At 67.6% G+C, this 24,803-nt stretch carries 21 protein-coding genes; 12 read left to right on the top strand and 9 right to left on the bottom strand.

Annotated elements, in window-relative coordinates; genetic code table 11:
• Positions 1 to 60: 60 nt before the first annotated feature.
• Positions 61 to 594 carry a hypothetical protein gene (locus AC07Q9_RS03745; protein ID WP_495307466.1) on the top strand — a complete coding sequence of 178 codons (534 nt, stop codon included), beginning with the start codon at positions 61 to 63 and terminating at the stop codon, positions 592 to 594.
• Positions 595 to 675: 81 nt separating this feature from the next.
• On the opposite strand, the gene AC07Q9_RS03740 is transcribed toward AC07Q9_RS03745, so the two are convergent.
• Positions 676 to 1,353: an anti-sigma factor family protein gene (locus AC07Q9_RS03740; RefSeq protein WP_495307464.1), complete on the bottom strand. Its 678-nt coding sequence runs from the start codon at positions 1,351 to 1,353 to the stop codon at positions 676 to 678.
• The gene (locus AC07Q9_RS03735) at positions 1,340 to 1,918 is read right to left on the bottom strand and encodes a sigma-70 family RNA polymerase sigma factor (RefSeq protein WP_495301205.1); all 579 of its coding nucleotides are present in this window, start codon (positions 1,916 to 1,918) and stop codon (positions 1,340 to 1,342) included. Before AC07Q9_RS03735 ends, AC07Q9_RS03740 begins: the two co-directional genes overlap by 14 nt.
• Positions 1,919 to 2,071: 153 nt before the next feature.
• Between AC07Q9_RS03735 and AC07Q9_RS03730 the strand changes: the two genes are divergently transcribed.
• The 4 genes from AC07Q9_RS03730 (at position 2,072) to AC07Q9_RS03715 (ending at position 7,160) form a co-directional block, all read left to right on the top strand.
• On the top strand, positions 2,072 to 3,316 hold the full coding sequence (locus tag AC07Q9_RS03730) for a YVTN family beta-propeller repeat protein (RefSeq protein ID WP_495307462.1): 1,245 nt from the start codon (positions 2,072 to 2,074) through the stop codon (positions 3,314 to 3,316).
• A gap of 115 nt (positions 3,317 to 3,431) precedes the next feature.
• Entirely contained in the window at positions 3,432 to 4,970 is a 1,539-nt protein-coding gene (locus AC07Q9_RS03725) for an alkaline phosphatase D family protein (RefSeq protein ID WP_495307460.1), read from the top strand.
• An 89-nt stretch (positions 4,971 to 5,059) separates the two neighbouring features.
• The gene (locus AC07Q9_RS03720) at positions 5,060 to 6,070 is read left to right on the top strand and encodes an aldo/keto reductase (RefSeq protein WP_495307458.1); all 1,011 of its coding nucleotides are present in this window, start codon (positions 5,060 to 5,062) and stop codon (positions 6,068 to 6,070) included.
• 151 nt (positions 6,071 to 6,221) lie between these two features.
• On the top strand, positions 6,222 to 7,160 hold the full coding sequence (locus AC07Q9_RS03715; protein WP_070061610.1) for a VTT domain-containing protein: 939 nt from the start codon (positions 6,222 to 6,224) through the stop codon (positions 7,158 to 7,160).
• Between the two features lie 10 nt (positions 7,161 to 7,170).
• Here the strand turns inward: AC07Q9_RS03715 and AC07Q9_RS03710 are convergent, their stop codons facing one another.
• Together AC07Q9_RS03710 and AC07Q9_RS03705 are read right to left on the bottom strand one after the other, a co-directional pair.
• Positions 7,171 to 7,596 carry a hypothetical protein gene (locus tag AC07Q9_RS03710; protein WP_495307456.1) on the bottom strand — a complete coding sequence of 142 codons (426 nt, stop codon included), beginning with the start codon at positions 7,594 to 7,596 and terminating at the stop codon, positions 7,171 to 7,173.
• A complete protein-coding gene (locus AC07Q9_RS03705) occupies positions 7,587 to 8,360 on the bottom strand; it encodes a LysM peptidoglycan-binding domain-containing protein (RefSeq protein ID WP_495307454.1) in 774 nt (257 codons plus the stop codon). The genes AC07Q9_RS03710 and AC07Q9_RS03705 overlap by 10 nt, the downstream gene beginning before the upstream one ends.
• A 146-nt stretch (positions 8,361 to 8,506) precedes the next feature.
• On the opposite strand from AC07Q9_RS03705, the gene AC07Q9_RS03700 reads away from it, so the two are divergent.
• The 7 genes from AC07Q9_RS03700 to AC07Q9_RS03670 all read left to right on the top strand — a co-directional run bounded on the left by AC07Q9_RS03700 (position 8,507) and on the right by AC07Q9_RS03670 (position 17,394).
• The gene (locus AC07Q9_RS03700) at positions 8,507 to 9,871 is read left to right on the top strand and encodes a cache domain-containing protein (RefSeq protein WP_495301208.1); all 1,365 of its coding nucleotides are present in this window, start codon (positions 8,507 to 8,509) and stop codon (positions 9,869 to 9,871) included.
• Between the two features lie 5 nt (positions 9,872 to 9,876).
• Positions 9,877 to 10,557, top strand: coding sequence for a response regulator (locus AC07Q9_RS03695; RefSeq protein WP_495307452.1), 681 nt, complete (start codon positions 9,877 to 9,879; stop codon positions 10,555 to 10,557).
• Between the two features lie 380 nt (positions 10,558 to 10,937).
• Positions 10,938 to 11,180, top strand: coding sequence for a hypothetical protein (locus AC07Q9_RS03690; RefSeq protein WP_495307450.1), 243 nt, complete (start codon positions 10,938 to 10,940; stop codon positions 11,178 to 11,180).
• Positions 11,181 to 11,350: 170 nt separating this feature from the next.
• Positions 11,351 to 13,525 carry an SEC-C metal-binding domain-containing protein gene (locus AC07Q9_RS03685; protein WP_495307449.1) on the top strand — a complete coding sequence of 725 codons (2,175 nt, stop codon included), beginning with the start codon at positions 11,351 to 11,353 and terminating at the stop codon, positions 13,523 to 13,525.
• 319 nt (positions 13,526 to 13,844) lie between these two features.
• A complete protein-coding gene (locus AC07Q9_RS03680; RefSeq protein WP_495307447.1) occupies positions 13,845 to 15,566 on the top strand; it encodes a hypothetical protein in 1,722 nt (573 codons plus the stop codon).
• A gap of 514 nt (positions 15,567 to 16,080) precedes the next feature.
• Complete coding sequence (locus AC07Q9_RS03675) at positions 16,081 to 16,731, top strand: DUF938 domain-containing protein (protein WP_495307445.1); 651 nt, start codon at positions 16,081 to 16,083, stop codon at positions 16,729 to 16,731.
• 105 nt (positions 16,732 to 16,836) lie between these two features.
• Positions 16,837 to 17,394 carry a C40 family peptidase gene (locus AC07Q9_RS03670; protein ID WP_492734285.1) on the top strand — a complete coding sequence of 186 codons (558 nt, stop codon included), beginning with the start codon at positions 16,837 to 16,839 and terminating at the stop codon, positions 17,392 to 17,394.
• 22 nt (positions 17,395 to 17,416) lie between these two features.
• Here the strand turns inward: AC07Q9_RS03670 and AC07Q9_RS03665 are convergent, their stop codons facing one another.
• From AC07Q9_RS03665 to AC07Q9_RS03645, 5 genes are all read right to left on the bottom strand, one after another.
• Positions 17,417 to 18,709, bottom strand: coding sequence for an FAD-dependent oxidoreductase (locus AC07Q9_RS03665; protein WP_495307444.1), 1,293 nt, complete (start codon positions 18,707 to 18,709; stop codon positions 17,417 to 17,419).
• Between the two features lie 106 nt (positions 18,710 to 18,815).
• Positions 18,816 to 20,216 carry a DUF5666 domain-containing protein gene (locus AC07Q9_RS03660; RefSeq protein ID WP_495307442.1) on the bottom strand — a complete coding sequence of 467 codons (1,401 nt, stop codon included), beginning with the start codon at positions 20,214 to 20,216 and terminating at the stop codon, positions 18,816 to 18,818.
• Positions 20,213 to 21,061 carry a DUF6502 family protein gene (locus AC07Q9_RS03655; RefSeq protein WP_495307440.1) on the bottom strand — a complete coding sequence of 283 codons (849 nt, stop codon included), beginning with the start codon at positions 21,059 to 21,061 and terminating at the stop codon, positions 20,213 to 20,215. Before AC07Q9_RS03655 ends, AC07Q9_RS03660 begins: the two co-directional genes overlap by 4 nt.
• A 119-nt stretch (positions 21,062 to 21,180) precedes the next feature.
• Positions 21,181 to 21,705: a GspH/FimT family pseudopilin gene (locus tag AC07Q9_RS03650; RefSeq protein WP_489062888.1), complete on the bottom strand. Its 525-nt coding sequence runs from the start codon at positions 21,703 to 21,705 to the stop codon at positions 21,181 to 21,183.
• A gap of 17 nt (positions 21,706 to 21,722) precedes the next feature.
• Positions 21,723 to 24,794, bottom strand: coding sequence for a pilus assembly protein (locus tag AC07Q9_RS03645; RefSeq protein WP_495307438.1), 3,072 nt, complete (start codon positions 24,792 to 24,794; stop codon positions 21,723 to 21,725).
• Positions 24,795 to 24,803: the final 9 nt, after the last annotated feature.

Below are 24,803 nucleotides of genomic sequence, written 5' to 3'. Positions count from 1 at the left end.
GGCAGCGGTGCCGCAGGAGAAAGACGCCAGAATCGGTCACGTTCCTGATGGCTGGAGTCCATGCATATCCTGCGAGTGTTGGTGGCGACGTGCGTTGCGGCGATGGGCACCGCCATGCTGTGCGTCGCGCTGCTGTCGGCGTATGACGCGGCACGGGTTCTTCTTTCCTACGACGAAGTCGAGGGCGTCGTCACCGGCTCCCACGGCGACGAGGTGCGGGTCGACTACGTCCGGCCCGACGGCCGAAAAGCTGTCCTGCGGGCCGGCCGGGGCGGCAAGTTCAGCGCGCGCCCCGTGGGCAAGAAGCTCGCGGTCCTGCTGCCCCCGCAGGACCGGACGAACAGCGAAGCGCAGCCGATCCTCAAGAGCGACCTGAACCGGGTCGCCGCGGAATTCATGATCGCGCTGCTCCTGCTCGGGGGTGCTGCAGCGATCTGGTCGGGAAAGTCCCGCCGTGTTTCCTCGCAGTCGGTCGAAGGCATACGCACGAGGAGCTTCGACACCCGTCCGAAGAACCCCGAGCGGCAAGCGCAGTTGCAGGCATCGATCGACCTCGAGATCGCCGAGCGACGCGCCAAGAAAGACGCCCGATGACCCTCCGGTTTTCACCCGCCGACGCCTGCTGCACACCGGCCTCGCCGCCGCCGGTGGCCGTCGCGTACTGAACCGAGCCCGCTACTTCGGTGAAACCGCCGGCGCGGTGCGTTCGCGCAGCAGCGCCGCAAAGTTCTGCAGCTCGGCTGCATTGAGGTCCGACACTGCCCAAACCTGCATGCCGCCCTGGGCCCAATGCACCAGCTGGTAGCCCTGCCGCGCGGAGCGCACGGTCGGCTGGGCCTGGGCATCCGGCGCCGGCCACACGAACAGGTTGATGACGTGCGGGCCCGAGCGGTAGACCAGCGCCGCCACGGTGCGGCGGTCGAGGTAGTCGAGCCGCCCGCCCGTCAGCGGAAAACCCTCCGCCGCCAGGTCGACCACCGGCGGTGAGAAGTCGAGCTTGCCGGCGAACCACGGCTTCACCGTGTGCTGGTCGGACGAGGCCACGTCGGCCAGGTGCGAGGCCATCAGCGAGCGCACGTGGTTGGCGGTGACGCCTTCGGCGAGCGCATCCGCAGGCGGCACCGGTGTGGCGAGCAGCACCAGCGCCAGGCCCCAGGCCGTGGCCGCGCCGGTGGCGAACCCTGCCAACCCCTGCCACATGCCGCGGCGCTGCCGTATCGGGGCTGGGGCCGGTGCAACGACCGCCTCGGCACGCACCGCGCGCGCGACGCGCCCGGCCAGCCCCTCGGGCGGGGCGTGCCGCGTGGCATGGCGCCGGACCAGCGTGCCCAGTTCCTCGTCAGACATTGACATGGTGTGTCCTTCCTCCTGCGTCGCCGGGACGTTCGTCGCGCAGGCTCTCGCGCAGCATCGCCCGCGCGCGCGACAGCCGCGACATGACGGTGCCCAGCGGCACGCCCGCGATGCGCGCGATGTCCTCGTAGCGCATCTCCTCCAGCTCGCGCAGCACGATCACCTCGCGGTACACCGGCGGCAGCGCGTCGATGGCGGCGTTGACGCGCTCGCCCTGCACGCGCTGTTCCCATTGCCGCGCCGGATCGCCCGCGTCGGGCGAAGAAGAGGGCGCCGAAGCGGCCTCGCTGTCGCGCAGTTCGTCGAACTCGACCTGGTCGGCCAGCTGCCGGTTCTGCCGCATCCAGTCGTAGCATGCATTGCGCACGATGCCCAGCAGCCACGGCCGCGCGCTCTCGCCGCGCAGCCCGTCGAAGAAGCGGAACGCGCGCAGGTACGCCTCCTGCACCGCGTCGTCGGCCAGCTGGTCGTCGCGCAGGAGCCAGCGCGCCAGGTTCCATGCCGCATCCAGATGCGGCAACGCGGCGGCTTCGAACTGGCGTGTGCGGTCGGTCGACAGGCTCAAGGGCTCCTTCTTCCTGCATGACGTGGCAGCCCGGCGCTTTATTCCAGCGCTTTCCGAATTTTTTGCGGCCCGACTGGAATAAGCAGGGCATGCCATGCGTCATGCCCCTCAGGGATTCTGCTTGTTTCGCTTCTTTCCCAGGAGGTTTTCACCATGATCGCCATACCCGGCTTCGCACGCATCCTCGTCGTTCTTTCGGCCCTGGCGGCCTCGGCCGGCCCCGCGCTCGCGGCGGGCCCCAAGGCCTATGTCGGCAATTTCAAGGACAGCACGGTCAGCGTGATCGACACGGCTTCGGAGCGCGTCGTGGCCACGCTGCCGGTGGCGGCGGGGCCCGACGGCATCGTCCTCACGCCGAACGGCCGCACCGTGTACGTGAGCGGCTCCGGCGCCGCCGCCGTGAGCGAGATCGATGCCGCGAGCGACCGCGTGACGCGCGCCATCGACGTCGGCAAGGGTCCGCAAGGCCTGGCCATGACCGCCGACGGCAAGTGGCTGCTGGTGGCCGTCAACGGCGACGACCGCGTGGCCTTCGTCGACACCTCGGCGCACGGCGTGAGCGCCACCGTGCCGGTGCCCAAGCCGCACACCATCGCCATCCGGCCCGACGGCCGGCAGGCGTACGTTGCGTCGCAGGAGCCGGGGCACTTCGCGCTGGTGGTCATCGACATGGCGACGCGCGCCGTGGTCACGCAGATCCCGCTCGACAAGCCGCCGCGCGACCTGGAGTTCGGCCACGACGGCAAGGCGCTGTACCTCACGCTGGCCGGCGTGCCCGCAGTGCAGGTGCTCGACGCGGCCACCAACCAGTGGGGCGCGCCGATTCCCACGGGCGTGTCGCCGCACATCGCGCAGCACTTCGCGGGCATGGCGAACGGCGCGATCGTGGTTCAGGGCCCGGGCGAGGTCCTGCTGTTCGACCCGGCCACGCGCGCGGCGGTGCGCAGCATCGCCGTGGGCAAGCAGCCGCACTGGCTCGACCTGTCGGCCGACGGCAAGAAGCTGTGGGTCAGCAACGAGGGCTCCAACGACGTGAGCGTGGTCGACCTGGGCGGCGGCGCCATGCACACCGTGGCGGTCGGCAACGCGCCGCGCAAGATCGCCGTGCAGCACGTGGCCGCGTCGCAAGGCGCGCACGCGGGGGCCTCGACGCACGTGGCCATCCGCAACTTCGCCTTCGAGCCGGCGCAGATCAGCGTCAAGGCCGGCGAGCGCGTGACCTGGCAGAACGATGACGGCGCGCCGCACGGCCTGGTCTTCAAGGACGGTTCGGCGGGCGTCGACCTGCTGCTGCCCGGCAAGAATTTCTCCCGAGCCTTCGACAAGCCGGGCGTGTACGACTACGTCTGCTCCGTGCATCCGTACATGACGGCCCGGGTCACGGTGGCGGCGCGGTAGTGCCTGGTGCCGGTCGCAGCCAGGCCGATTGACAGGGGAGCGCGAACCCGACGACATTGCCGGGGATGACCGATGTCGATGTGAACCCCACCGCGTGCGAATGAAGAACGCGGCAATGAAACTCCCCCGCCGGCGCCTGCTGCTCGGCGGTCTCGCGGCCGCGTCGCTGGGCCATCCCTTCCTGAGGCTGAATGCGCAGCCCGCGTCCCGGGCGCTGTTCACGCTGGGCGTGGCCTCGGGCACGCCGAGTGCCGACGGCGTCGTGCTCTGGACGCGGCTGGCGCCCGAACCCCTGCAGGGCGGCGGCATGGGCGATGCGCCGGTCGAGGTGCGCTGGGAAGTCGCCGACGACGAAGGCTTCAGGCGCGTGGTGGCGAAGGGCACGGCCCACGCCACGGCCGACCTTGCGCACTCGGTGCACGTCGAGGTGCGGGGCCTGCGCCCGGGCCGTCCCCACTGGTATCGCTTCACCGCCGCCGGCACGCGCAGCCCCGTCGGCCGCACGCGCACCGCGCCGGCCGACGATGACGCCGCCGTGCAGCCGCTGCGCTTCGCCTTCGCCTCGTGCCAGCAGTACGAGGAGGGCTACTACGCCGCCTACCGCGACATGGCCGCGCAGCCGCTCGACTTCGTCGTGCACCTGGGCGACTACATCTACGAAAGCACGCGCGGCTCGCACAACGTGCGCCGCCACGAGGACGGCATTCCCACCGACCTGGCCGGCTTTCGCAACCGCTACGCGCTCTACAAGACCGACCCGCACCTGCAGGCCGCGCACGCGGCCTTTCCCTGGCTCGTGACCTGGGACGACCACGAGGTTGCCAACGACTACACCGACGACGTCTCGCCGCGCACGCCCGACCCGGCGCAGTTCCTGGCGATCCGCGCCGCCGCCTACCAGGCCTGGTACGAGCACATGCCCGTGCCCGCCTCCATGCGCCCGCGCGGCGCGGGCGCGACCATCTACGGTCGCCACCGCTTCGGCCGCATGCTCGACGTGATGCTGCTCGACGGCCGCCAGTACCGTTCGCACCACGCCTGCCTCCCGGGCCGCAGCACCAAGCCGCTGGTCGACTGCGCCGACCGGCTGCCCCCGGAGCGCAGCCTGCTCGGCATGCAGCAGGAGGCCTGGCTCGCTAACGAACTCGCCACGCCGCCGGCGCGCTGGACCGTCATCGCCCAACCCACCTTGCTCGCCGAAGCCGACCGCCAGCGCGGCCCCGGCCACGGCTACTGGATGGACGGCTGGGACGGCTATGCCGCCGCGCGCACGCGCCTGCTCGACGCGCTGACTGCCAACCCGTCGCGCGGCGGCGATGCGCTGGTGCTCGGCGGCGACGTGCACGCCTTCTGGGCCGCCGACCTGCGCCGCGCGCCGCAGGGCCCCGTGGTCGCGACCGAATTCGTCGGCGGCGCCATCACCTCCGAAGGGCCCAGCGCCGCCAGCGTGGCCCACATGCGTGCGAAGAACGAACACCTGCGCTATGGCCGCGCCGACAAGCGCGGCTACGGCCTTATGACGCTCGACGCGCGCGGCTGCGCCGTCGAGTTCCGCGCGGTGGACGACGAGAAGAACGCCGATTCGCCCGTCGCGACCATGGCCCGCTTTTCTGTCGAACGTGGCGCGCCTGGCGTGCACCTCGAATCCACCTGAATCTCCAGCGCCTGCAGGAAAGCGCGGCCGTGCCTATGATGGCCGCCGCCTCTTTCCCTCCCTCTCTCACCTTCTCGGAGCGAGCCTGCATGAGCATCCCCACCACCCGCCTGGGCCGTACCGGCCTCACCGTGTCCCGCCTGGCCCTGGGCACCATGACCTTCGGCCTGCAGACCGACGAGGCCGTGTCGCACCAGATCCTGGACAAGGCCGGCGACGCCGGCATCAACTTCCTCGACACCGCCGACGTGTACCCGCTGGGCGGCACCATCGAGACCACCGGCCGCACCGAAGAGATCATCGGCAACTGGCTCGACAAGCAGGGCCCCGCGGGCCGCCGCCGCTTCGTGGTCGCCACCAAGGCCGTCAACAAGGTCGGCCCCAACCCCTGGGACCAGGGCGCCTCGCGCAAGCACCTGCTCGACGCCATCGACCTCTCGCTCAAGCGCCTGAAAACCGACCACGTCGACCTGTACCAGCTGCACATGGACGACCGCGAGACCCCGCTCGAAGAAAGCCTGGAGGCGCTCGACGTCATCGTCAGGTCGGGCCGCGCGCGCTACATCGGCGTGTCGAACTTCCTGGCCTACCGCCTGGCCCGCGCGCTGGGCAAGGCCGAGCTGCACCGGTTCACGCGCTTCGTGTCGGTCCAGCCGCGCTACAGCCTGCTGTTCCGCGAGATCGAGCGCGAACTGCTGCCGCTCGCGGCGGAAGAGGGCCTGGGCGTGATTCCCTACAACCCGTTGGCCGGCGGCCTGCTCACCGGCAAGTACAAGCCCGGCGCCAAGCCCGAGGAAAACACCCGCTTCACCCTCGGCACCGCCGGCGGCATGTACCAGGACCGCTACTGGAACGACCGCAGCTTCGACACCGTCACCCAGCTGCACGCGCTGGCCGACGAAGCTGGCGTGCCGCTGGCCACGCTGGCCGTGGCCTGGGTCATGGCCAACCCGCTGATCACCGCACCGCTGCTGGGCGCCAGCCGCCCCGAACAGCTCGACGCCACCGTGGCTGCCGCCAGCTACACGCTCGACCCGGCGCTCAAGCAGAAGCTCGACGCGCTCACCGCCGAGTACCGCAAGGGCGACGCGCCCCGCTGAGCGAACGGGGGCTGCGGGCGCCCCGGATGGCCTGCGCGCAGTACGTGCTTGGGTCATGCGGGAGAATCGCGCCCGGCATGAGCACATCCCACACCCCCTCCCGGCGCGCCGCTCTGCGGCCCCTGGCAACGACCGAACGGCGGCCTGCAGCATGGCGCAGCTGATGTCGCTGCTGGTGCAGAACGCGATCCTGGTGGTGTTTGCCGCCAGCTTCGCCGCGCGCCTGGGCCTGCCCGTGCCGGCCGCGGCCGTGCTGGTCGTCACCGGCGCGCTGCTGGCGGCGGGCGACGTGTCGGTGGTCGGCGTGGTGCTGGCCGCCGTGATCGCCAACCTGCTGGGCGACGGCGCGTGGTTCTATGCCGGGCGCCGCTTCGGCTACCGCTTCATGCGGCTGCTGTGCCGCATCTCGCTGTCGCAGGACTCGTGCGTGCGGCGCGGCGAATCGCTCATTTCCGACTGGGGCGGCATGTCGCTCGTGGCCGCCAAGTTCGTGCCCGGCGTGTCCGTGGTGGCGCCGCCCATGGCCGGCGCATTGGGCATGTCGGTGCGGCGCTTTGTCGGCTTCGACATCGTCGCCGCGCTGGTCTGGACGGGCCTCTTCCTCGGCCTGGGCTGGCTCTTTCGCGACCAGATCCAGCAGGTGCTCGCCGTGCTGGCGCAGGCCGGCGGCATCGCCACCGCCGCGCTGGGCGTGGTGCTGCTCGTGATGCTCGCCGTGCGCTACTGGCGCCGCCGCGCCTTCGCGCGGCTCACCGGCATGCCGCGCATCAGCGTCGACGAACTGTTCGACCTGATGAGCGGCGACGTGCCGCCGCTGGTGATCGACGTGCGCGGCGAAGCCGGCGTGCAGGTCGACCCGCGCCGCATTCCGGGGGCGCTGTCGTACACCCTCAAGGCCCTGCAGCAGCGCAACCTGGACCTCACCATCGATCCCGACCGCGACGTGGTGCTGTACTGCAACTGCCCCAACGAGGTCTCGGCCGCGCAGGCCGCGCGCGTGCTGCTGGCGCGCGGGGCGCGGCGGGCGCTGCCGCTGACGGGGGGGCTGGATGCGTGGGTGGCTTCGGGGCGGCCTACGAGCCTGCACTGAAGGCGAACACTCAATCCAGGCGTGTCATGGGACACGACATGATCAATCGCTCTTCAAGCGGCGAGTTGGCCCAGTCGGGCAGGGCGCGGTTGCGGTACGACTCCATCGACTGGTAGCCCCGCACATCCCAGGAATAGGTACTCAGCCGTTGCACCTCGACCACCTTGTACAGGCAGTGGCGACTGGGAGACTGGAGGCGAAATGCGATCCGCTCGCCTTCTTCCTTGTCCAGCTCGTTGTCGAGAACCTCATAGCGCGCGGGCTTGCAGATGCTGAAGCTCGAGTTCCACTCGATGGTCTTGGTGCGCACATACAGGCCGCCTGAGCATGCGCGGCCTGTTCCGCTGAACTTCCCCGTGAACGGGGCGTCCGCAAGGGCGGTGCCTGGACTTGCCAGGACAAGCGCGACCAGCGCGAACGCTCGGCTCATCTGCATACCGCCTCCTTTGCCTTGCGCGCTGCGGGCAATGCATGGTCCATCTTCCGGGCGTAGTCTGGATCGCCGACGTTGTAGCGGGTGGCGATGCGCGATGGGGTGAGGGGCATCCATCCCGTGATGACCTTCCTGACCGCCGCCTTCTGGAACTTCAGCACCTGACCCGCCTTGAGCAGGTGCGCAGACGGATTGAGCTTCTTCATGACCTCCGGCGTGCTCCCTTGTGCCCTGGCGATTCTTTCAAGACTGTCGCCGTCCTTCACTGTGACCTCGTAGACCTTGTCGTCCGCGTTCAAGATGCTCTTGAACTCGAACGTTGCCATGCGCATCAGGAGATAGCCGATGCCCGCGCGAATGTTCGGAACCGGCTCGGCCCTGACCGAGCTGGCCGACAAGCTGACTCGCAGAGAAGGCGGAACGACCAGGTCACCACCTTCGCGGTCTCCGAGCAGCGCCATCAGTCCGGCGTCTTCGATGTGGCCGATCTGCATCGGCCTCGACTTCCAAGCGAGCGACTTGGCGCCGGTTTCCACCCACAGCATGGCCTTGACCACCTGCCAGTCCAGCGGGACATAGCCCGGTGTGCGTGAGAGGTGCATGTTGTATTCGTTGACCGCCGAGCGGATCTCGCAGTCATAGGCGTTCCATTGGTCGTCGGCCTTGTCGACGCCCTCGGCCCAGCTGTCAAAGCCCGTCCTCGGCCGGGGCGTCGGGTGCCTCTTGTTCGCAAGCCCCGAAGCCAGACGATGTGCGGTGTTGTCCATGCAGTCCTCCCTTTGTATGTAGTGCAGGTCCGGCTTTGTAAGCCGCTCCGTCAAGACACACTCGTATCGATCGTTACCCGAATGGGATTCCTCCACGGTCGGCCAGCCGGAAGCCCGCGCCGCCCCAGTGGTAGTCTCCCTCCCCGATGAACCTCCGCACCAAGATCGTCGCGCTGGCCGTTGCGCCCCTGCTGGTGGCGCTGGTGCTCGTGGCCCTGGCCGTGCGCCACCAGGAGCACGACCTGGCCCAGCGCGAGCGGGCGCTCATCGAGCGCAGCTACATGGCCCAGCGCCGCAGCGAGCTGCGCAGCTACGTCGACCTGGCCGTGAGCAACCTGCTGCCGCTGTACGAGTCGGGCCTGGACGACGAGGCCACGCGCACCGAAGCCCTGCGCCGTCTGGCCACGCTCAACTACGGCGACGACGGCTACTTTTTCGTCTACGACATGGACGGCAACTCGCTCATGCACTCGCGCCAGCCCGAGCTGGTCGGCCAGAACCTGTGGAACCTGCGCGATTCGCATGGCCGCTTCACCATCCAGGAGCTGATCAAGGGCGCGCGCGACAAGGGCGGCGCCTACGTCGAGTACGAATGGCGCAAGCCCTCCAGCGCGCAGATGGCGCCCAAGCTCGGCTACGTCACCGCACTGCCGCGCTGGAACTGGATGGTCGGCACCGGCCTGTACTTGGACGACATCCAGTCGACCATGGACACCCTCGACCGGCAGATGAACGCCAACGTCACCGCCACGCTGCTATGGATCGCCGGCATCGCCGCGCTGTGCCTGGGCGTGGTCAGCGCGGCCGGGCTGCTGCTCAACCTCAGCGAGCACCGCACCGCCGAAGCCAAGCTGCGCCTGCTCGCGCGCCGCGTGGTGCAGTCGCAGGAAGAAGAGCGCGGCCACCTCGCGCGCGAACTGCATGACGGCACCAGCCAGACGCTCGTGTCGGCCAAGCTGCTCATCGAATCGGCCGTGGAGCAGCTCGACCGCGCGCACCAGTCGCCGCCGCCCGCGCTCGGCAAGGCGCTGCAGCGGCTGAACGATTCGCTCACTGAGGTGCGCCGCATCTCGCACCGGCTGCGCCCCGCGCTGCTCGACACCCTGGGCCTGCCCGCCGCGCTGGAGCGCCTGGGCGCCGAGTTCGGTGAAGAAGGCGGCGTGGACGCATCCATCATGGTCGAGGGCGAACCCTTCGAGCTGTCGCAGGAAGCCAAGACCGCGCTCTTTCGCGTCACGCAGGAAGCGTTGACCAATGTGCATAAACACGCACGTGCGCAACAGGTGCACATCGCACTGAGCTTCGACGAAGAGGCCGTGCGCCTGGAGATCAGCGACGACGGCGTCGGCTTCAACGTCGAGGCCATGCAGCTCGACCCGCAACGCGGCATCGGCCTGCGCAACATGCGCGAGCGCATGGAGTCCATCGAAGGCCGGCTGCGCATGCGCTCGGGCCGGGGCCACACCTCCATCGTGGCCGAAGTGCCCGTGCGGCGCGCAAAGCCAGAATAGCGACCATGAAAGAAGACCCCGCCGCTGCTGCCGCTGCCCCCGTGGTCGTGCGCCTGTTCCTGGTCGACGACCACCCGCTGGTGCGCGACGGCCTGCGCGCGCGCCTGGGCGCCATGCCCGGCTTGGAGATCGTGGGCGAGGCCGGCAGCGCGGCCGAGGCGCTGGCACTCATCGGCCCCGCGCAGCCGCACCTCGTGCTCATGGACGTGGGCATGAAGGACATGAACGGCATCGAGCTGGCGGCGCTGCTGCTGCAACAACAGCCGCAGCACCAGCAGCCCGCGCCGCACATCGTGATGCTCAGCATGTACGACAACCCCGAGTACGTGCAGAAGGCCCTGCAGGTCGGCGCGCGCGGCTACGTGCTGAAAGACGCGCCGGCCGCGGAGATCGTGGCGGCCATCGAGGCCGTGTCGGCGGGCGGCACCTTCTTGAGCCCGGCTGTGTCGAAGAAACTCTTTCGCAACCAGACCCCGCGCCCGCTGCTCACGCCGCGCGAGAGCGAAATCTTGAGCGCGCTCGGCCGCGGCGAATCGAGCAAGCAGATCGCGCGCGACCTCGGCCTGAGCGTGCGCACCGTGGAGGCGCACCGCCAGAGCATCAAGCGGCGCCTGGGCATCGAAGGGCAGGCGGAGCTCATCAAGTACGCGGTGGAGCACGCGCGGGAGTTCGGCGGGCAGGGCTGAGGCGCTGCTTTCGATGCGGGGCTCGGTCCCTGCTTTCAGGGCCTGACTGTCAGGGCTTTGTGAATCGCCGCTGCCGCAGCGCGATTACTTGCGCGAACCGCGCATTCCTCGGCGAAATTTCTCTCTGTGCCGGGCGGGACTTCTCTACAGTGAATGCCCCTGTGATGAAACGACCCGCCATGTGGGCGAGGAGGGCAGCACACACCACACCACGGACCACTGACTGATTGAGCGAATGAATGAACCGCTTCGCCTCACGGCGGGCCACCGATGCAGATCGATCGATGCGAACGTGAGGCACAAAAGGCGACGGCCACGGTGCGCGAACACCATGACCGTCTAACCAAGTGACGTGCAATCTTTGAGAAGGAGCACAACAAATGGCTAAACGAATTATGGCCCGCGCTACCGCGCCGGCCTCTCCCCACGCGACCACCCCCAGCGCAGCAGACCTGCTGGAATGCAAGCTGGAACAACTGAACTCACTGCTGTGGTGTTGCCACGGCGCCGGCGATGGATGGTTCGAAGATGCGGGGGCTGGGCATCGGGACAACCTGCTTTGGATCGCTTCGGATTTGGCGCGGGATGCGGCGGCGTTGTTTCAGGAGAGTGGGGGAGGGTGAGAGCTTGGCCCCGGTATTGGATATCGGGGCGGCTGCTTCAGACTGACAGCGGTCGATCGACACGATGCACTTGACCGTCCAATTCATACCCAAAGTCGACATTCGATTCGGGTGACCGGTTGCTCGGATTCCACGTTGCTTAAAGTTGAGTGCGGCGTTATGTTGGCCGCATGAAAGAGACCGGGCGACCCGAAGGAGAAATCTTTGCTGAGCTGGCTGCGCTGTGCGTTCAGCCTGGGTTCGTCCATGCGCTGGCATTCATCTGCTTTCGCGACAACATCGTTCTCTATGCCGGGAACATGGTGGAGAAGGACGTACAGAATCTGTTCGATCCTTCGCGACTGATTCGCACGGAGATCAACACACTCTTTGGTTTGATGATCAAGGCAGAGGTCACGTGGGAGCTGCCCGCGGCTGAACAGTTACAGCAATACTTGGACCGCAGCTACCAACTGCTCGAGGAACTTCACGGTGCGCTCTCCAGCGAGTTCACGAAAGACTTGACCCCTGAGTTGATTGCCAGCGAAGGCTTCAATCCCTTCCGAAGTGGCAAGGTGTTGCGCGAGCCGATCTTCTACAGCGGTGAGTCGGCCTACAACTTTCAGTATCGCGCGCTGGCGCCGCGCAGGTACGGCGCAGACGCCGATTGGCTGCGCAAGCACCGTGGCTTCGACATGGCGCAAGCTGCAGCCGTGGCGAGCGCGGTGGAGCGCGTGCACACGGACCACTTCGAGCGCGGTCGTCAGCAGATCGCTCAGCTGCCTCCCGATCAGTGGTCGATGTTGCCCTTTTTCATCATTTCCTCGGAGGACGTTGCCACAACCTCCGGCATGGACTCCGACGTTGTGACGCATGTGCTCGATGCATTCACGTGCTCACCAGCGGAGCGCAACGCGGGATTTCAGACGCTGAACGACTTCAACATCGTCAGCTCGACCCCACTCCTGCGCGCGCCAGACGGACGCTATCTGTCGCTGCAGGCATACGGTTTGGCTGAGGCGCTTTACGACTCGCCGTTCTATTGGATGACCGCGGACAAGCCGTACCGTCCCACGCTCGCCAAGAACCGAGGCGATTTCACCGAGGCGTTTGTCACCGAACGCTTGGCACTGGTTTTCGGAGAAACGCGAGTGTTTCGGGGGGTGGACATTCATGCGGCAAAGGGCATCAAGATCGGTGAGATCGACACCCTTGTGGTCTGGGGGAACAGAGCCATCGTCGTTCAAGCCAAGTCCAAACGGCTCACGCTGGAAGCGCGCAAAGGCAACGATCAGGTGATCCAGGACGACTTCCGCAAGGGCGTTCAGGAAAGCTACGACCAGGCAATCACATGCGCGAACTGCTTGGGTAACGCGGGGTATGCGCTACAGGCCGCAGATGGAAGAGTCGTGGTGCTTCCTGATTCGCTGGAGGAGATCTACCCGGTCTGCGTCGTCAGCGACCACTATCCGGCGCTGAGCTTTCAAGTGCGTCACTTTCTCGAGGTCGTGCAGGCACAGCGAGTGATGTCGCCCATGGTGATGGACGTTTTCGCGCTGGACGTGATGACGGAGATGCTGCAGTCGCCGCTTCAATTCTTGAGCTACCTCAATCGACGTGTTGTCTACGGCGACAAATTGTTGGCATCGCAGGAACTGACCATCTTGGGCTACCACCTTCACAAAAACCTATGGATTGAGCCTGAGATAGGGATGATGCAACTGGCCGATGACTTCACTGCCGGATTGGACATCGCGATGCAAGTGCGTCGTATGGGCATCGAAGGGGCTGCGATCCCTCCGGGCATTCTCACTCGCCATCACGAAGCCACCACTTTGGGAAATGTGATTTCGCAGATTGAAGATCGCCCGGACCCGGCGACCATTGATCTGGGCTTCCTGTTGTTGGCAGTCAGCGGAGACACAATAAAGCAAGTGAGCCGCGGCATCGACAAACTGGCTGCAGCGGCGCGCGCCGACGGCCGGCATCACGACCTGACGGTCGCGTTCGGCGAGGGTGAGGCCGGTTTGACGATTCACATCAACACCGATCCCCGTGTCGACGCCATGGCCACTCTGCAAACGTACTGCGGCCTGCGCAAGTATAAGGAGCGCGCGGCGAAATGGTTTGGGCTGTGTCTGCGGCCTCAGGATTGCGGCATCCGCTTCGGCGTTACGCTCGTCGCGCCTTGGGAGCCGGACGATGCGATGGAAAGGGAGACGCAAGGCATGCAGGATGCCCGCGCGGGTACGCAGGCCTTGGCCCAATTGATCGACGCGAAAAGGGCCCGTCGGATCAAGATCGGGCGCAACGACCCCTGTCCCTGTGGAAGCGGCCTGAAGTACAAGCGGTGCCATCTCCGCTGAGCGAGAGTCGCCGATCCCGCGTTCTATGCGCGCGGCGCGTGGGCATCGCCGCCGCCCCGCCGAGAGCGCCGAGGACACAAAGTAGCAAGGTGGTGGTGGCGAAGAAGGCCGCGGCTCCATCGAACGAATTGCTAGATGAGCCGCAGTTGTTCTATATAGATCATCCGCAGTTGCCCGGGCTAAGACAAATCTTGGCGGGACAACGGACTGCTCCTGCAGGTCCGCTGATGAATTTCGCCCGAAGACCTCGCGACAGCGACCAAAAGGTATGACGGCTGTACAGTGGCTCGAAGATGCCAGCGGACAAACGGGAGATCGAATGCTTCAGATCGCAACTGGAAAGCTATTTGCCGAAGCAGCGGGCAGAGAGAACCTCCTTCGAGGAATGCTCTACACAAATTCCATCTTTGCCAGGGAAGAGGTAATCGAGACCGCCGCCGGTAGACTGCTGCCATCGTCAAGCTACGCGATACGGCCCAATGTGCTGGTCTATGAGTTGACGGAACGCATGGAGGGCGAAGCGCGCAAGCCGGGAGTGCTTGTCTCATCCGGCGTCGAGCCGTATCTGCAGGACTATTCAGTAGTTGCCTCCTTTGCGTTGAACTGCGTTTGCACGCCGGACGTTGACTTAGCCCGCAGGTTGACCAGCGGTCAGCGCGGTTTGGCGACGAGGATCGCTCCGCAAGCGCTCGTGATGCGATTCTTCGATGCGGAGATTTGGTGCAAGCCAGAGGAGCGGGAGTTCTTGGGAATATTTGTTGGCAAACTCATTGACTTACCGCGTCGTACTTTTCTGGGCGTCATGCGTGCGCTTCGGACCTACGTCAACGCAATGCACCGCATTGCCGACGATCTGGAGCTGGCCTACACGTTGCTCGTGGCCTCTGTCGAATCGCTGGCTCAGGACTTTGACGGGCATAAGGGTGACTGGGATTCGTTTGATCCGCGCAAGCGCAAGGCGATCGATGAGGCGCTCTCAGAGGCGGACGACCAGGTAGCAACGCGCGTCAGAGCGGCGCTTCTGAGCGTTGAGCACGTTGCACTAGGTCGCCGCTTTCGGGAGTTCGTGGTTTCTCATGTCTCCCCCACGTATTTTCGACAAGCGCCACCTGGCGCGCATGTGGGCCTGCTCCTTGGGAAATCTGATTTGGTCGAGGCACTTGGGGCGGCCTATCAATCTCGATCCAAATACGTTCATCAACTGCGCCGCTTGCCCGACCTGTTGACGATGGGCCACTGCCATGGCGAGACGGCGATCGAAGGTCGCACCACCCATCTGACTCTTGAAGGCCTCTCACGTTTGATGCGCAATGCCATTATTGAGTTCGTCATGCGTCAACCCGCCATAAAGCAGGAGCCCTATAACTACCACGGCGAGCGAAGCGGCGTTGTTCAACTCCGTCTAGCAGCTCAATATTGGGTTGGCCGCGCTGACGGAGACCTTCAGATGGCTGGCCGCAACAAGCTCGAGGGTTTCCTGGATCAGCTTTCATCCTGCCTGTTGCTGGAGCCCAATGCGGCATTGACTGATCTGAAATCAGTGCTGCTGGCTGCAAACGCGTTCGTACCCCGCATCGAGAGACGTCTGCGGTTGCCTTATTTGGCGCTGCACTTTCTTTTCAACCTGCATGCCTCCAAGCAAGATGCAGTCGAAACGCCGCTAGAGATAGATACCTTGATCGAGCAAGAACTCGATGAGCCATCGTCCGAAGCTTTGATCGCTCATGCGGTGGCCGGAGTGACCGTCCCCTGGTCGCTTGAGATCCATCGAGCGACTCTGCACTCATATCTTCGTCGGCGCGCGGCGGAAAACGGATTGAGATTTCCTCGACTGTTCGAGGCCGCACTTTCCTTAGAGCTGGCTGAGCGACTTCGACTCAGCGGCGATATGGAAGGATGCCGCGAAGTCGTGGCTTCCGCCGTCGAAAGCCATCCCGGAAACTCGAAGTTGTCGGAGTTTGAGCAGAATCTGCAGGCCACCACTCAGATAGTTTGGCGCGATATTCTGTTGCCGCAGCCACCGGCAAAACAAGACGCCTAGCGTTTGCCCAGACAACATTGACTCAAAAAAATCCTAAGAGCCGGGGACACGCGCAACATCGTCGTTTGACCCTCAGTTCTATCTCCCAAGTTCCAGAAAGCCAAAGCTTCTGACTTACGCGTTTTTTCCGCAGAGCGTTGACGGCGGATTTCAGACATCTACCTTCGAGGCGCAGGCGCTTGCTGTGGCTCAAGCGTGTGTCGAGTTTCAGATCAAGCTTGGCTTCCGCAAAGTAGTCGTACCGACGCGTTTCATCGATCAGATGCTCACTGACTACGCTGACCGTCAACTGCAGTTCACCGTTGAAGCATTCATGGAAGCAGCAAGTGGGGAGGCATTGCTCAATCCACATGGGGGGCGACGCGAACGTCGGTATTGGGTCGAAAGCTGCCCTCGATCCAGAGTTGCTGATCGACCGCAACCGCTGCATTGCCGACATTGCGGAACTACGAAACGGATCTGAGCGATCTTGCTTTGATACCCTGTAAGTTGTACCTGCCCGAAGCTTCTCGTGATGCCCGACCTCCCTTTCAGCCCCGCCGCCGACCGCAACAAACAACCCATCCTCGATGCCCTGACCCGCATCCTTGGTGAGCGCGGCACCGCACTGGAAATCGCCTCCGGCACAGGCCAGCACGCCGCCTGGTTCGCCGCCGCCATGCCTTCATGGACCTGGCAGCCCACCGACGCAGACGCCCGTTCGCTCCCCGCGATCGCCAGTCGCGTCGAGCACGCCGCGCTGCCCAATCTGCGTCCGCCGCTGCTGCTCGACGTGATGGCGCCGCAGTGGCCCTCGCAAGGCCCCGCGTTCGCTCAAGAAGGCAAAGAAGAGGAAGAAGAGTTCGACGCCATCTACTGCGCCAACATGCTGCACATCGCACCTTGGCCCACCTGCGCCGCGCTGATGGCCGGTGCCGCGCGGCATCTGCGTGCCGGCACCGGCGTGCTGATCACCTACGGGCCTTACTTCGAAGACGAAGCACAGCACGGCCCCACGGCGCCGAGCAATCTGGCGTTCGACGAAGACCTGCGCGCGCGCAATCCCGCGTGGGGCATTCGTCGTCTCGACGACGTGGTGGCAGAGGCGCACCGCGTCGGCCTCGCATTGCGCGAGCGGCACGCGATGCCTGCGAACAACCTGCTGCTGGTCTTCGGCTTCAGCTGATGGCGATGAAGGGCGAGGGCGTTGTCGCCCGCCAAGGGGCTCTGCATTGCGATCCGGCCCACTCGCGCTAGAGTCGGGCCACGTCCACAAGACCGGCCTGCGCCCATGCTCGACACACCATTGCCGACGCCTCCTCATTCCCCCGCATCGCTGTCGCTGCTGCAGCAGCGGCTCCTGTTCCGACTGATTCCCGCCGTCACCGCCTGCCTCCTGGCCATCGGCTGCGCGAGCCCGCCGCCCGCGCGCGCGCCCGGTGGTTCGGTGCCCAGCAGCAACATCCCGCCGCTGACGTCGGAGCAGTCGAACAGCATCACGATCCATGCGCTGGGGCTGGTCGGCACGCCGTACCGCTACGGCGGCAATTCGCCCGAGGGCGGGTTCGATTGCAGCGGGCTCATCGGCTACGTGTACCGCCACAGCGTGGGGCAGGTGCCGCCGCGCACGGTGTCGCGCATGGCGGGCTTCGGCCGGCCGGTGCCGATGTCGGAGCTTCGCTCGGGTGACCTGGTGCTGTTCGGCTCGGCGTCGCCCACGCATGCGGGCATCTATGTGGGCGACGGGCGCTTCGTGCATGCGCCGTCTACGGGCGGCGAGGTGCGGCTCGACCGGCTCGACGGCGTGTACTGGTCGCGCCAGCCGACGCAGGCGCGCCGGCCCGGCTGATCCGACGAACCTGGCTCGCGCGTTAGGCGCGCGGCGACCGCACGTGTTCCGGCCGCACGCCGATGCCCACGGCGCGCGCGGGCAGGGTGCGCAGCCACGGCCAGCGCCCCAGCAGGCGCAGGGGCCAGGGCATGGGGCGGGGCGCGGTCGATGCAGCCGCCTTGCGGCTGAGCACGGGCATCAGCACGCGGTCTTGCACGAGGCGCTGCGCGGCCTGGGTGACGCGCACGGGCCATTCGCGGCGGCGCTGCAGCTGGGGCAGCAGGTTGTCGATCTCCTTGTCGGTGGCGCTGCCGGCCAGCGACGCGGCCAGCAGGTTGGCGGCGGCCACGGCGTCCTGCACGGCGAGGTTGATGCCGACGCCACCCACGGGCGACATGGCGTGCGCGGCGTCGCCGATGCACAGCAGGCCGGGGCACGACCACGATTCGAGCCGGTCGACGCTCACTTCGAGCAGCTTCACGGCCTCCCAGTCGGGCAGGGCCTCGGGCAGGCGGGTGGCAAAGAAGGGCGCGATGCGCGCGATCTCGGCATGGAAGGCGGCAATGCCGCGCGACTGCAGTTCGGCGCTGCCGCCCTTGCGGATGACGAAGGCGCATTGCCAGTAGTCGCCCCGGTTGAGCGTCACCAGGAGGTGGCCCGCGGCGATGTGGCCGCCGGTGGCTTCGGGGTCACCGGGGCGCTTGGGAAGGCGCATCCACAGCACGTCGATGGGCGCGCCGTAGCTGATGTGCGGCAGCGCCGCCGCGTCGCGCAAGGTGGAGTGGCGGCCGTCGGCGGCCACGATGAGGGAGGCGTGCAGCTCGATGTCCTTCGGGCCGCCGCTGTCGGGGCTGCGGGCGCCGACGCGCACTTTCACGCCGTTGACGCGGCCCTTGTCCTGCAGCAGGCCGATGGCCTCGGCGTCGGTCCACAGCTCGAAGCCGGGGTAGCGCCGCGCCTCGTCGCACATGAAGTCCAGGAACTCCCACTGCGGCATGAGCACGAGGAAGCGGGCGTGCGTGGGCAGCCGCCTGAAGTCGGCAATGGTCACGCCGCGGCCTTCGTAGGTGCCGCGCAGCTCTTCGATGCGGTTGTGCGGGCGCTGCAGGAAGGCGTCGAGCAGGCCGAGCTCGTGCAGCACTTCGAGGGTGGAAGGGTGCACGGTGTCGCCGCGGAAGTCGCGCAGGAAGTCGAGGTGTTTCTCGAGCACGACGACGGGCACGCCCGCGCGCGCAAGCAGCAGGCCCAGCACCATGCCGGCCGGGCCGCCGCCGGCGATGCAGCAGCGGGGCGACGTGGTGGGCGCGGGCGCAGAGGTGGTGTGGGTGTCCATGGCTCCGATCGATCCGGTCGCGCCGTGGGTGGCGTGGCCTGTGGGGTGCGCGGTGCGTGCACCCTGGGTGCATGCACTGCGCGGCCGGACCGCCGGGGCCCGGACCTCAGGGCAGCGTGAAGCTCACGCGCTGGGCGATGAGCACGCCGTCGACCACATGGTCGCCGACAACGGTCACGCGCTTGCCGTTGCCCAGGTCTGCGGCGGTGCCGTTTTCGAAGATGGTACCGGAGCCGCTGGCATCCACGCGCTGGCCGCGCACGGTGAAGTCGGCGGCCGACCGGTAGCCGCCGATGGCGCCGATCACGGTGAACGACACCGGCCCGCCGGTGCCGGGCACGTGGCGGATGCGCAGTTTCTTGACCACGAGCACCTGGCTCGAGAGGAAACCGTCGACCTCCACCTTCACGCCGTTGCCGATGGAGCCGCTGGGCCCGCCGGTGATCTGGGCGTTGCGCGCGTCGATCTTGTTGCCGAGCACGCGGAAGTCGCCCAGCGCGGCGAAGTCGGTGACCACGCCGGCCAGCTGCAGCGCGATGCCGTCGGCCGAGGGAATGGCGTACCAGCCCTGCACCTGGGTGGCGGTGAAGCGGCCGGCGGCCGGTGCCGCCGTGCCGCGCACGCGGACGAGGGCGCCGTTGGCCAGGCTCGCGGCATCGATGCCGGGGCCGAAGGCCGCGCCGCCGAAGTCGACGGTCAGCAGGCCGAGCGTGAACTGCTGGGTGCCGCGGTCGAGGTTCTGCACGGTGCCGGTCGCCAGCGGGGCGGTGGTGGCGGGCGCCACCAGCACGCGCGTGGCGCGCAGGATGCCCGGCGCGGCGGGCAGGCCCCACACCTGCACCACGGCGCCGTCGACGAGGTCGCCGGTGCCCTTGGCGTCGCCCCAGACGGTGGCGTTGTCGGTGGTCACGCGGGCGCCCATGACGGTGAAGCTGCCGTCCTTCAGGTCGATGGCCGACACGGCGCCGCGCAGCTCGGCGGCCGAGACGACGGTGGCGGCGATGCCGCTGGTGAAGTTGGCGTCGACCTTGCCGGCGATGCGCGCGCTCATGCCGATCTGCAGCTCGGTGGTGTCCTCGAGGCTGAAGGTGGCGCTGTCGGTGTTGTAGCGCAGGCCGTTGAGGATCACGCTGCCCAGGCCGTCGGCCGCGCCGATGCCGGCGGCGTCGGCGGTCACGCCGGTGCCGCCGGAGCCCACGCCCGAGCCGTCGCCGTTGGTGTTGCTGGCGGTGCTGTCGCCGCCGCCGCCGGTGCCCGTGCCGGTCCCCGTGCCGTTGCTGCCGCTGGAGCCTGCGGCGTCACCCGAACCGGCGCTGCCGTCGCCGCCACCACCATTGCTGCCGGTGCCGTTACCGGTGGCCGTCGTGCCGGGCACGCCGAAGCCGGTCGTGCCACCGCCGCCACCGCCGCCACCGCCACCGCCGCCTCCGCAGGAGAGAAGCAGGGCCATGGCGCCGGCAATCAGCAGGCCGCGCGCCAGTCGCAAGGAGGGGGAGATCGTGGTCATCGGGCAGGCTCGTTGTTCTTTGGCGCGCGAGGGGCGGGCGCGCCTTCTTCGTCTTCGTAGTACGTGTAGATGCCGACGCGGATGCGCGCCTTCGTGGTGGCCTTGGCCTCGGGAGGCACGCGGTCGACGGCCTCGGTCATCTCGCGGGCCAGCTCGTGGTGCAGGCCGGCCCAGCGCTCGCGCACGAGGCGCTCGATGGCCGTGCAGTCGGCCAGGGAGAGCCCGCGCGCGTACACGGCGCGCTCGAGCATGCGGGGCTTGTCGCCCAGGGTGTTGGAGACGGCGGCCAGCAGGTGGTCGCGGCCGTTGTCGCCCAGGAAGGCGAGCATCGACTGCAGGTCTTCCACCGGCACGAAGCCGTCGGCCGTGAGTTCGGCGCTGCCGTCGCTCTCGGCCACCATCTGCAGGCGCACCAGTTCGTCCAGGATGGTGCGGTGGTGCACGTTGCCCCGACTGGCCAGTCGGGCCACGCGCTCGAACGAGGGCCCGTCACCCTCGGTGACGACGGGCAGGCGGCGCAGGGTGTCGTCGTCGGTGGTCATCTGTAACCACAACGTAAAAGTCTTGGCAGCCGCTGACAGCTCGGTGTGGGGCAGCGGATCGACGGTGGCGCGGACCTTGGCGGTGACGACCTTGCGGTTCAGCCCGGTGGTGACCGAAATCTGGCTGAGGTTGGGTTTGGTCACGCCCTGGCCGCGCCAGGTGCGCTGGGCTTCCTCGATGAGCAGGTCGCGCAGCAGGGCTTCGAGGTGCGGGTGCTTGACGCCCATGGCCAGCGCCAGCCGGACCACGGGCCTGAGGATGCGAGCGCAGGCGGCAAGGGCCCAGTCCAGCCGGTGTTCCATGAATGCGGGAGCGTTGTTCCTGGTGAAGGTCGTCAAGGCAAGAAAGGCGGGACCGGCGCCCGGGCTTGCCACAGGGCCTTATTGTCGTTCGTCCGGTGGACCCCCTCGGCTGGCCGGGGTCAGGTCGCGGCACAGGTGCCGCCGCTCGACCGGGTGACGGTGGTGCGCCCCGTGGCGCTGATGCTCACGGCGCGCGACGGGTCGGCGCTCGGGGTGGCTCGGCAGATGGTGATGCGGCTCTGGCCCGCGCCCAGGCCGGTGGCCTGGAACACGACGGCGCTGGCGCCGCCGGCCTCGCGCAGCCGGTAGCCGCTGGCGGCCGCGGGCTCGACGCGCAGCACCTGCGTGTCGCTGCGCACGATCCAGCCGGCTTCCCACTGCCCGTTGGTGCTGCAGCTGGTGCCGTCGGCCGAGGCGCACAGGGTGATGGGGGCGTTGCGCTTGATGGCCTCGCTGCGCGCCAGCTGGGTGCCCGCGACCAGCGCGGTGGCGTAGCTGCTCAGCCGCGTGGACAGCCGGATGCTGTCGAACGAGGGCACGGCGATGGCGATCAGCACCACCAGCACGGCCAGCGTGACCATCAGCTCGATGAGCGTGAAGCCGCGCGCATGGGCGCGTGCCGGGGCAGGACGAACGTTGCGCATGCGGAAGGGCTCGGCGTTTACTTCTGGATGAACCAGTAGACCCGGCCCTTGGGCTGCTTGAACGCGGCCTTGGGCGCGGTGCCCTTGGGGCTGAGGAAGGAGTCGGGGTTGGCGCCGATCACCACGTCGCGCATGCCGCCATCGCCGTCCAGCTGCACGCGGCCCACGACCGGCGTGGGCGCCAGGCCACCGCCCACCACGTTCTGGAAGCGTCCGTTGGTGCCCTGGGCGGCCGCGTTGACGTACGACACGTTGTAGACCCGCGCGGTGCCCAGGTCGGCGCGGCACGACTGCGTGTTGGGGTTGGTGGGCGTGTGGGTGTTGAAGGTGGTGGTGCCGTAGGCGGTCACCGAACCGGTCACGACCTGTTCGCCGGCGGCGAGCCCGAGGTACCAGCCCTTCCTGGTGGCGAGGTCGGAGGAGGTCGGCGTGCTGGCGTCGGTGATGGCCTGCAGCGAGGCGTGGCACAGCAGCCCGTTGCCGGTGCCGCAGCGGTCGACCTCGCTGGTCAGCCAGGTGGCGTCGGTGGGCTTGTCGACCAGCATGTAGAAGCGGTTGGCCACGCCGAGCGCGGCGCTGTAGTAGCGCAGCGGCTTCTCGCGGTCGCCCGAGCCCAGCAGCACGACGTAGGCGCCGTTGTCGGTCACCACGTCGGGGCCGAACATGAACTTGCGGTTGGGCGTGCAGGTGGTCACGGTGTCGCAGCCGAGCGAGGCGATCTGGGTCAGGGTCCAGGCAGAAGGCGCCGCGCTGCCGATGGCGATGCGGTACACGTTGCCGCCCAGGTCGGCGGCATAGGCGATCTTGGCGACGCCGAGGGTGTCGGTGACCACGGTGACTTCGCCGGCCACGGGCCGCGCGGTGGTGAACACCTGGAGCTGCGCGCCGGTGTCGGCGTCGAGCACGTAGATCCGGTTGCCCTTCACGCCGGTGCCGCAGGCCTGGGCGGCGGTGCTGGCGTCGACGTCTTCGCACTTGTCGTAGCCGCCACCGAAGACCAGCAGCGGGCTGTTGCCGCTGCCGTAGCCGGCGGCGCGCAGCACCTTCGGCGCCGACCAGGTCTGGCCGATGCCATCGAAGCCGGTGTCGCAGCCGGTGTCGTCGTTCTGGTTGGGGCAGCCCTTGCGCCACTTCAGCGTGGGGGCGGCGGGCGACGAGACATCGAAGGCGTACACCAGCCGGCCGCCGCGGCGCATGCTGGCGTAGAGCCAGGCGGTGCTGCCCTGGCGGTAGGCCGCGACCGCGCCGTCCATGCCGTAGGGCTTGGGCGCCACCGCGCCCGCGCTGACGGGCAGGCCGGGGAAGTTGATGCGCGTGGTGTTGTCGTACAGCCGCTTGAGGCTGCCGTAGAACTCGGGCGGCATGAACGACCACAGCTCGGAGCCGGCCGCGGCCCCGCCGATGGCCGTGTTGCGGTTGCCGTTGATGGCGCGCAGCACGCCGTCGTTGCCGCCGTAGAACACCACCACCTGGGGCGCGGCGTCGGTGCCGTAGTTGATGGCCACCGGGCGCGAGTGCACCACGTCGCCGTGCACCGAAGGCCGCATGGCGCTCGAAGGCACGGGGTTGCCCTGGGCGTCGGGCTTCTCGTCGCCCTTGTTGTCCAGGCCGCGCGCCCAGTTGATGAGCTTGGTGCGGTCGGCGGTTGCGGCGACACCGAGTGCGGCCATGGTGATGGCCGTGTTGCCGTCGTCGAAGGTGGTGAGCGCGGTGCAGCTGCCCGCCGCGCAGGTCTTCATGTTGCGCACGGCCGGCACGATGCCGCGCAGCATGTGGCCCTGCGCGCCTTTCTCGACCACGTTGCCGTCGGGGCTGTCCGCCGCGCGTTTGTTGATGCAGTCGCCGGCCGGCCGGAAGCTCCAGTAGGCGTCGCTGTCGCTGGCGGCGGGCGTCCAGAAGCTGCGCGCGCAGGGCGCGATGAAGCCGGTCTGGTTGTTTACGGCGTTCTTGTCGTCGGCGTCCTGCAGGATCAGCTGGCTGCTGCCGTCCAGCCCGAGCTTGTATTGCTTGAGGTTGCCGTTCCAGCGCGGAAAGGCGTTCTCGTCGGGGCGGAACATGCCGACGAACACCTGGTTCAGGTAGGTGCCCTGGGTGTTCACGCTCACGGGCAGGCTCACCGAGGAGAACACGCTGTTGACCGACTGGATCTTGCTGAAGATGTCGTTCAGCGCCTCGCCGAGCGCGGCGCCGAGCTGGGGCTTGTCCGAGATGTCGTAGTACTCGCCGTTGCTTTGCTTGGCCATGCTCTGCAGCAGCGCGCTCCAGCCCGGGCCCTGGCCCTGCGTGGCCTTGGCGGCCTCGATGGTGTAGACCTTGACGCCCATGCTGGTCTGCAGGAAGCGCGCCCATTCGTCGGCCGTGCTCTCCTGCGAGCCGCTGGTGGTGAGCGTGATCTGCGTCGGGTCGCCGCCGGCGGCGCGCAAGGCGTCGCTGGAGAGCTTGCTGTCGTTGTTGTTGTCCTGCGCCGCGCCGTTGCTGATGTAGATGACGAAGGTGCCGATGCAGTTCTCGGTGCTCGGGCCGACGTAGGTGCCGGCGTTGACGCTGGCCAGGGCGTTGCGCGTGAGCGCGTAGATGGCCTTGGATGCCGTGGTGCCGCTCACGTTGCCGGTGTAGTCGGCCTTGACCTTGCCGTTGCCGGCGATGGGCGCGGCGCTGGCCAGGTAGCGGTAGACCTCGGCCATGGTCTTGCCGGCCTTGCCGCCGTTGGACTTGTCGGCGATCTTGTCCAGGCTGCGGATCAGGGCGCCGTATTTCGACTTGGTGTCGCCGTCGAGCGTGCGCACCGCAGCGCGCACGTAGCCGCCGTCGCTGTTCGAGTTGCCCTGGCCGGTCTCGGTGAACATCATCAGGCCGACCTTGAACTTGTTGGCCTCCAGGCTTTCGAAAGCGCTGGCGAGCGCGGTCATCTCGGCGGAGAAGGGCTGGTTCCAGTTGGCCGTGTTGTCCAGCACGAACAGCACGTTCGGGGCCTGCGTGGCGCTGGGGTTGTAGCCCACGAAGAGGTCGATGTCCTCCGCCTGCGCGGCCTGCAGCGGCAACGCGAGCAGCACGGCGGCCCACAGCGTGGTGAGTAGTTTCCTTGTCATGGCGGGGAC

The sequence above is a fragment of the Variovorax sp. GW821-FHT09A10 genome, from assembly GCF_059418385.1.
The sequence above is the reverse complement of the archived record's forward strand: the minus strand, read 5'-3'. Positions and strand labels throughout refer to the sequence as shown.

Coding starts and splice junctions, on each gene's coding strand:
- AC07Q9_RS03745 (WP_495307466.1), top strand. CDS start 61: ATGCATATCCTGCGAGTGTTGGTGGCGACGTGCGTTGCGGCGATGGGC.
- AC07Q9_RS03740 (WP_495307464.1), bottom strand. CDS start 1,353: ATGTCAATGTCTGACGAGGAACTGGGCACGCTGGTCCGGCGCCATGCC.
- AC07Q9_RS03730 (WP_495307462.1), top strand. CDS start 2,072: ATGATCGCCATACCCGGCTTCGCACGCATCCTCGTCGTTCTTTCGGCC.
- AC07Q9_RS03725 (WP_495307460.1), top strand. CDS start 3,432: ATGAAACTCCCCCGCCGGCGCCTGCTGCTCGGCGGTCTCGCGGCCGCG.
- AC07Q9_RS03720 (WP_495307458.1), top strand. CDS start 5,060: ATGAGCATCCCCACCACCCGCCTGGGCCGTACCGGCCTCACCGTGTCC.
- AC07Q9_RS03715 (WP_070061610.1), top strand. CDS start 6,222: ATGGCGCAGCTGATGTCGCTGCTGGTGCAGAACGCGATCCTGGTGGTG.
- AC07Q9_RS03710 (WP_495307456.1), bottom strand. CDS start 7,596: ATGCAGATGAGCCGAGCGTTCGCGCTGGTCGCGCTTGTCCTGGCAAGT.
- AC07Q9_RS03705 (WP_495307454.1), bottom strand. CDS start 8,360: ATGGACAACACCGCACATCGTCTGGCTTCGGGGCTTGCGAACAAGAGG.
- AC07Q9_RS03700 (WP_495301208.1), top strand. CDS start 8,507: ATGAACCTCCGCACCAAGATCGTCGCGCTGGCCGTTGCGCCCCTGCTG.
- AC07Q9_RS03695 (WP_495307452.1), top strand. CDS start 9,877: ATGAAAGAAGACCCCGCCGCTGCTGCCGCTGCCCCCGTGGTCGTGCGC.
- AC07Q9_RS03690 (WP_495307450.1), top strand. CDS start 10,938: ATGGCTAAACGAATTATGGCCCGCGCTACCGCGCCGGCCTCTCCCCAC.
- AC07Q9_RS03685 (WP_495307449.1), top strand. CDS start 11,351: ATGAAAGAGACCGGGCGACCCGAAGGAGAAATCTTTGCTGAGCTGGCT.
- AC07Q9_RS03680 (WP_495307447.1), top strand. CDS start 13,845: ATGCTTCAGATCGCAACTGGAAAGCTATTTGCCGAAGCAGCGGGCAGA.
- AC07Q9_RS03675 (WP_495307445.1), top strand. CDS start 16,081: ATGCCCGACCTCCCTTTCAGCCCCGCCGCCGACCGCAACAAACAACCC.
- AC07Q9_RS03670 (WP_492734285.1), top strand. CDS start 16,837: ATGCTCGACACACCATTGCCGACGCCTCCTCATTCCCCCGCATCGCTG.
- AC07Q9_RS03665 (WP_495307444.1), bottom strand. CDS start 18,709: ATGGACACCCACACCACCTCTGCGCCCGCGCCCACCACGTCGCCCCGC.
- AC07Q9_RS03660 (WP_495307442.1), bottom strand. CDS start 20,216: ATGACCACGATCTCCCCCTCCTTGCGACTGGCGCGCGGCCTGCTGATT.
- AC07Q9_RS03655 (WP_495307440.1), bottom strand. CDS start 21,061: ATGGAACACCGGCTGGACTGGGCCCTTGCCGCCTGCGCTCGCATCCTC.
- AC07Q9_RS03650 (WP_489062888.1), bottom strand. CDS start 21,705: ATGCGCAACGTTCGTCCTGCCCCGGCACGCGCCCATGCGCGCGGCTTC.
- AC07Q9_RS03645 (WP_495307438.1), bottom strand. CDS start 24,794: ATGACAAGGAAACTACTCACCACGCTGTGGGCCGCCGTGCTGCTCGCG.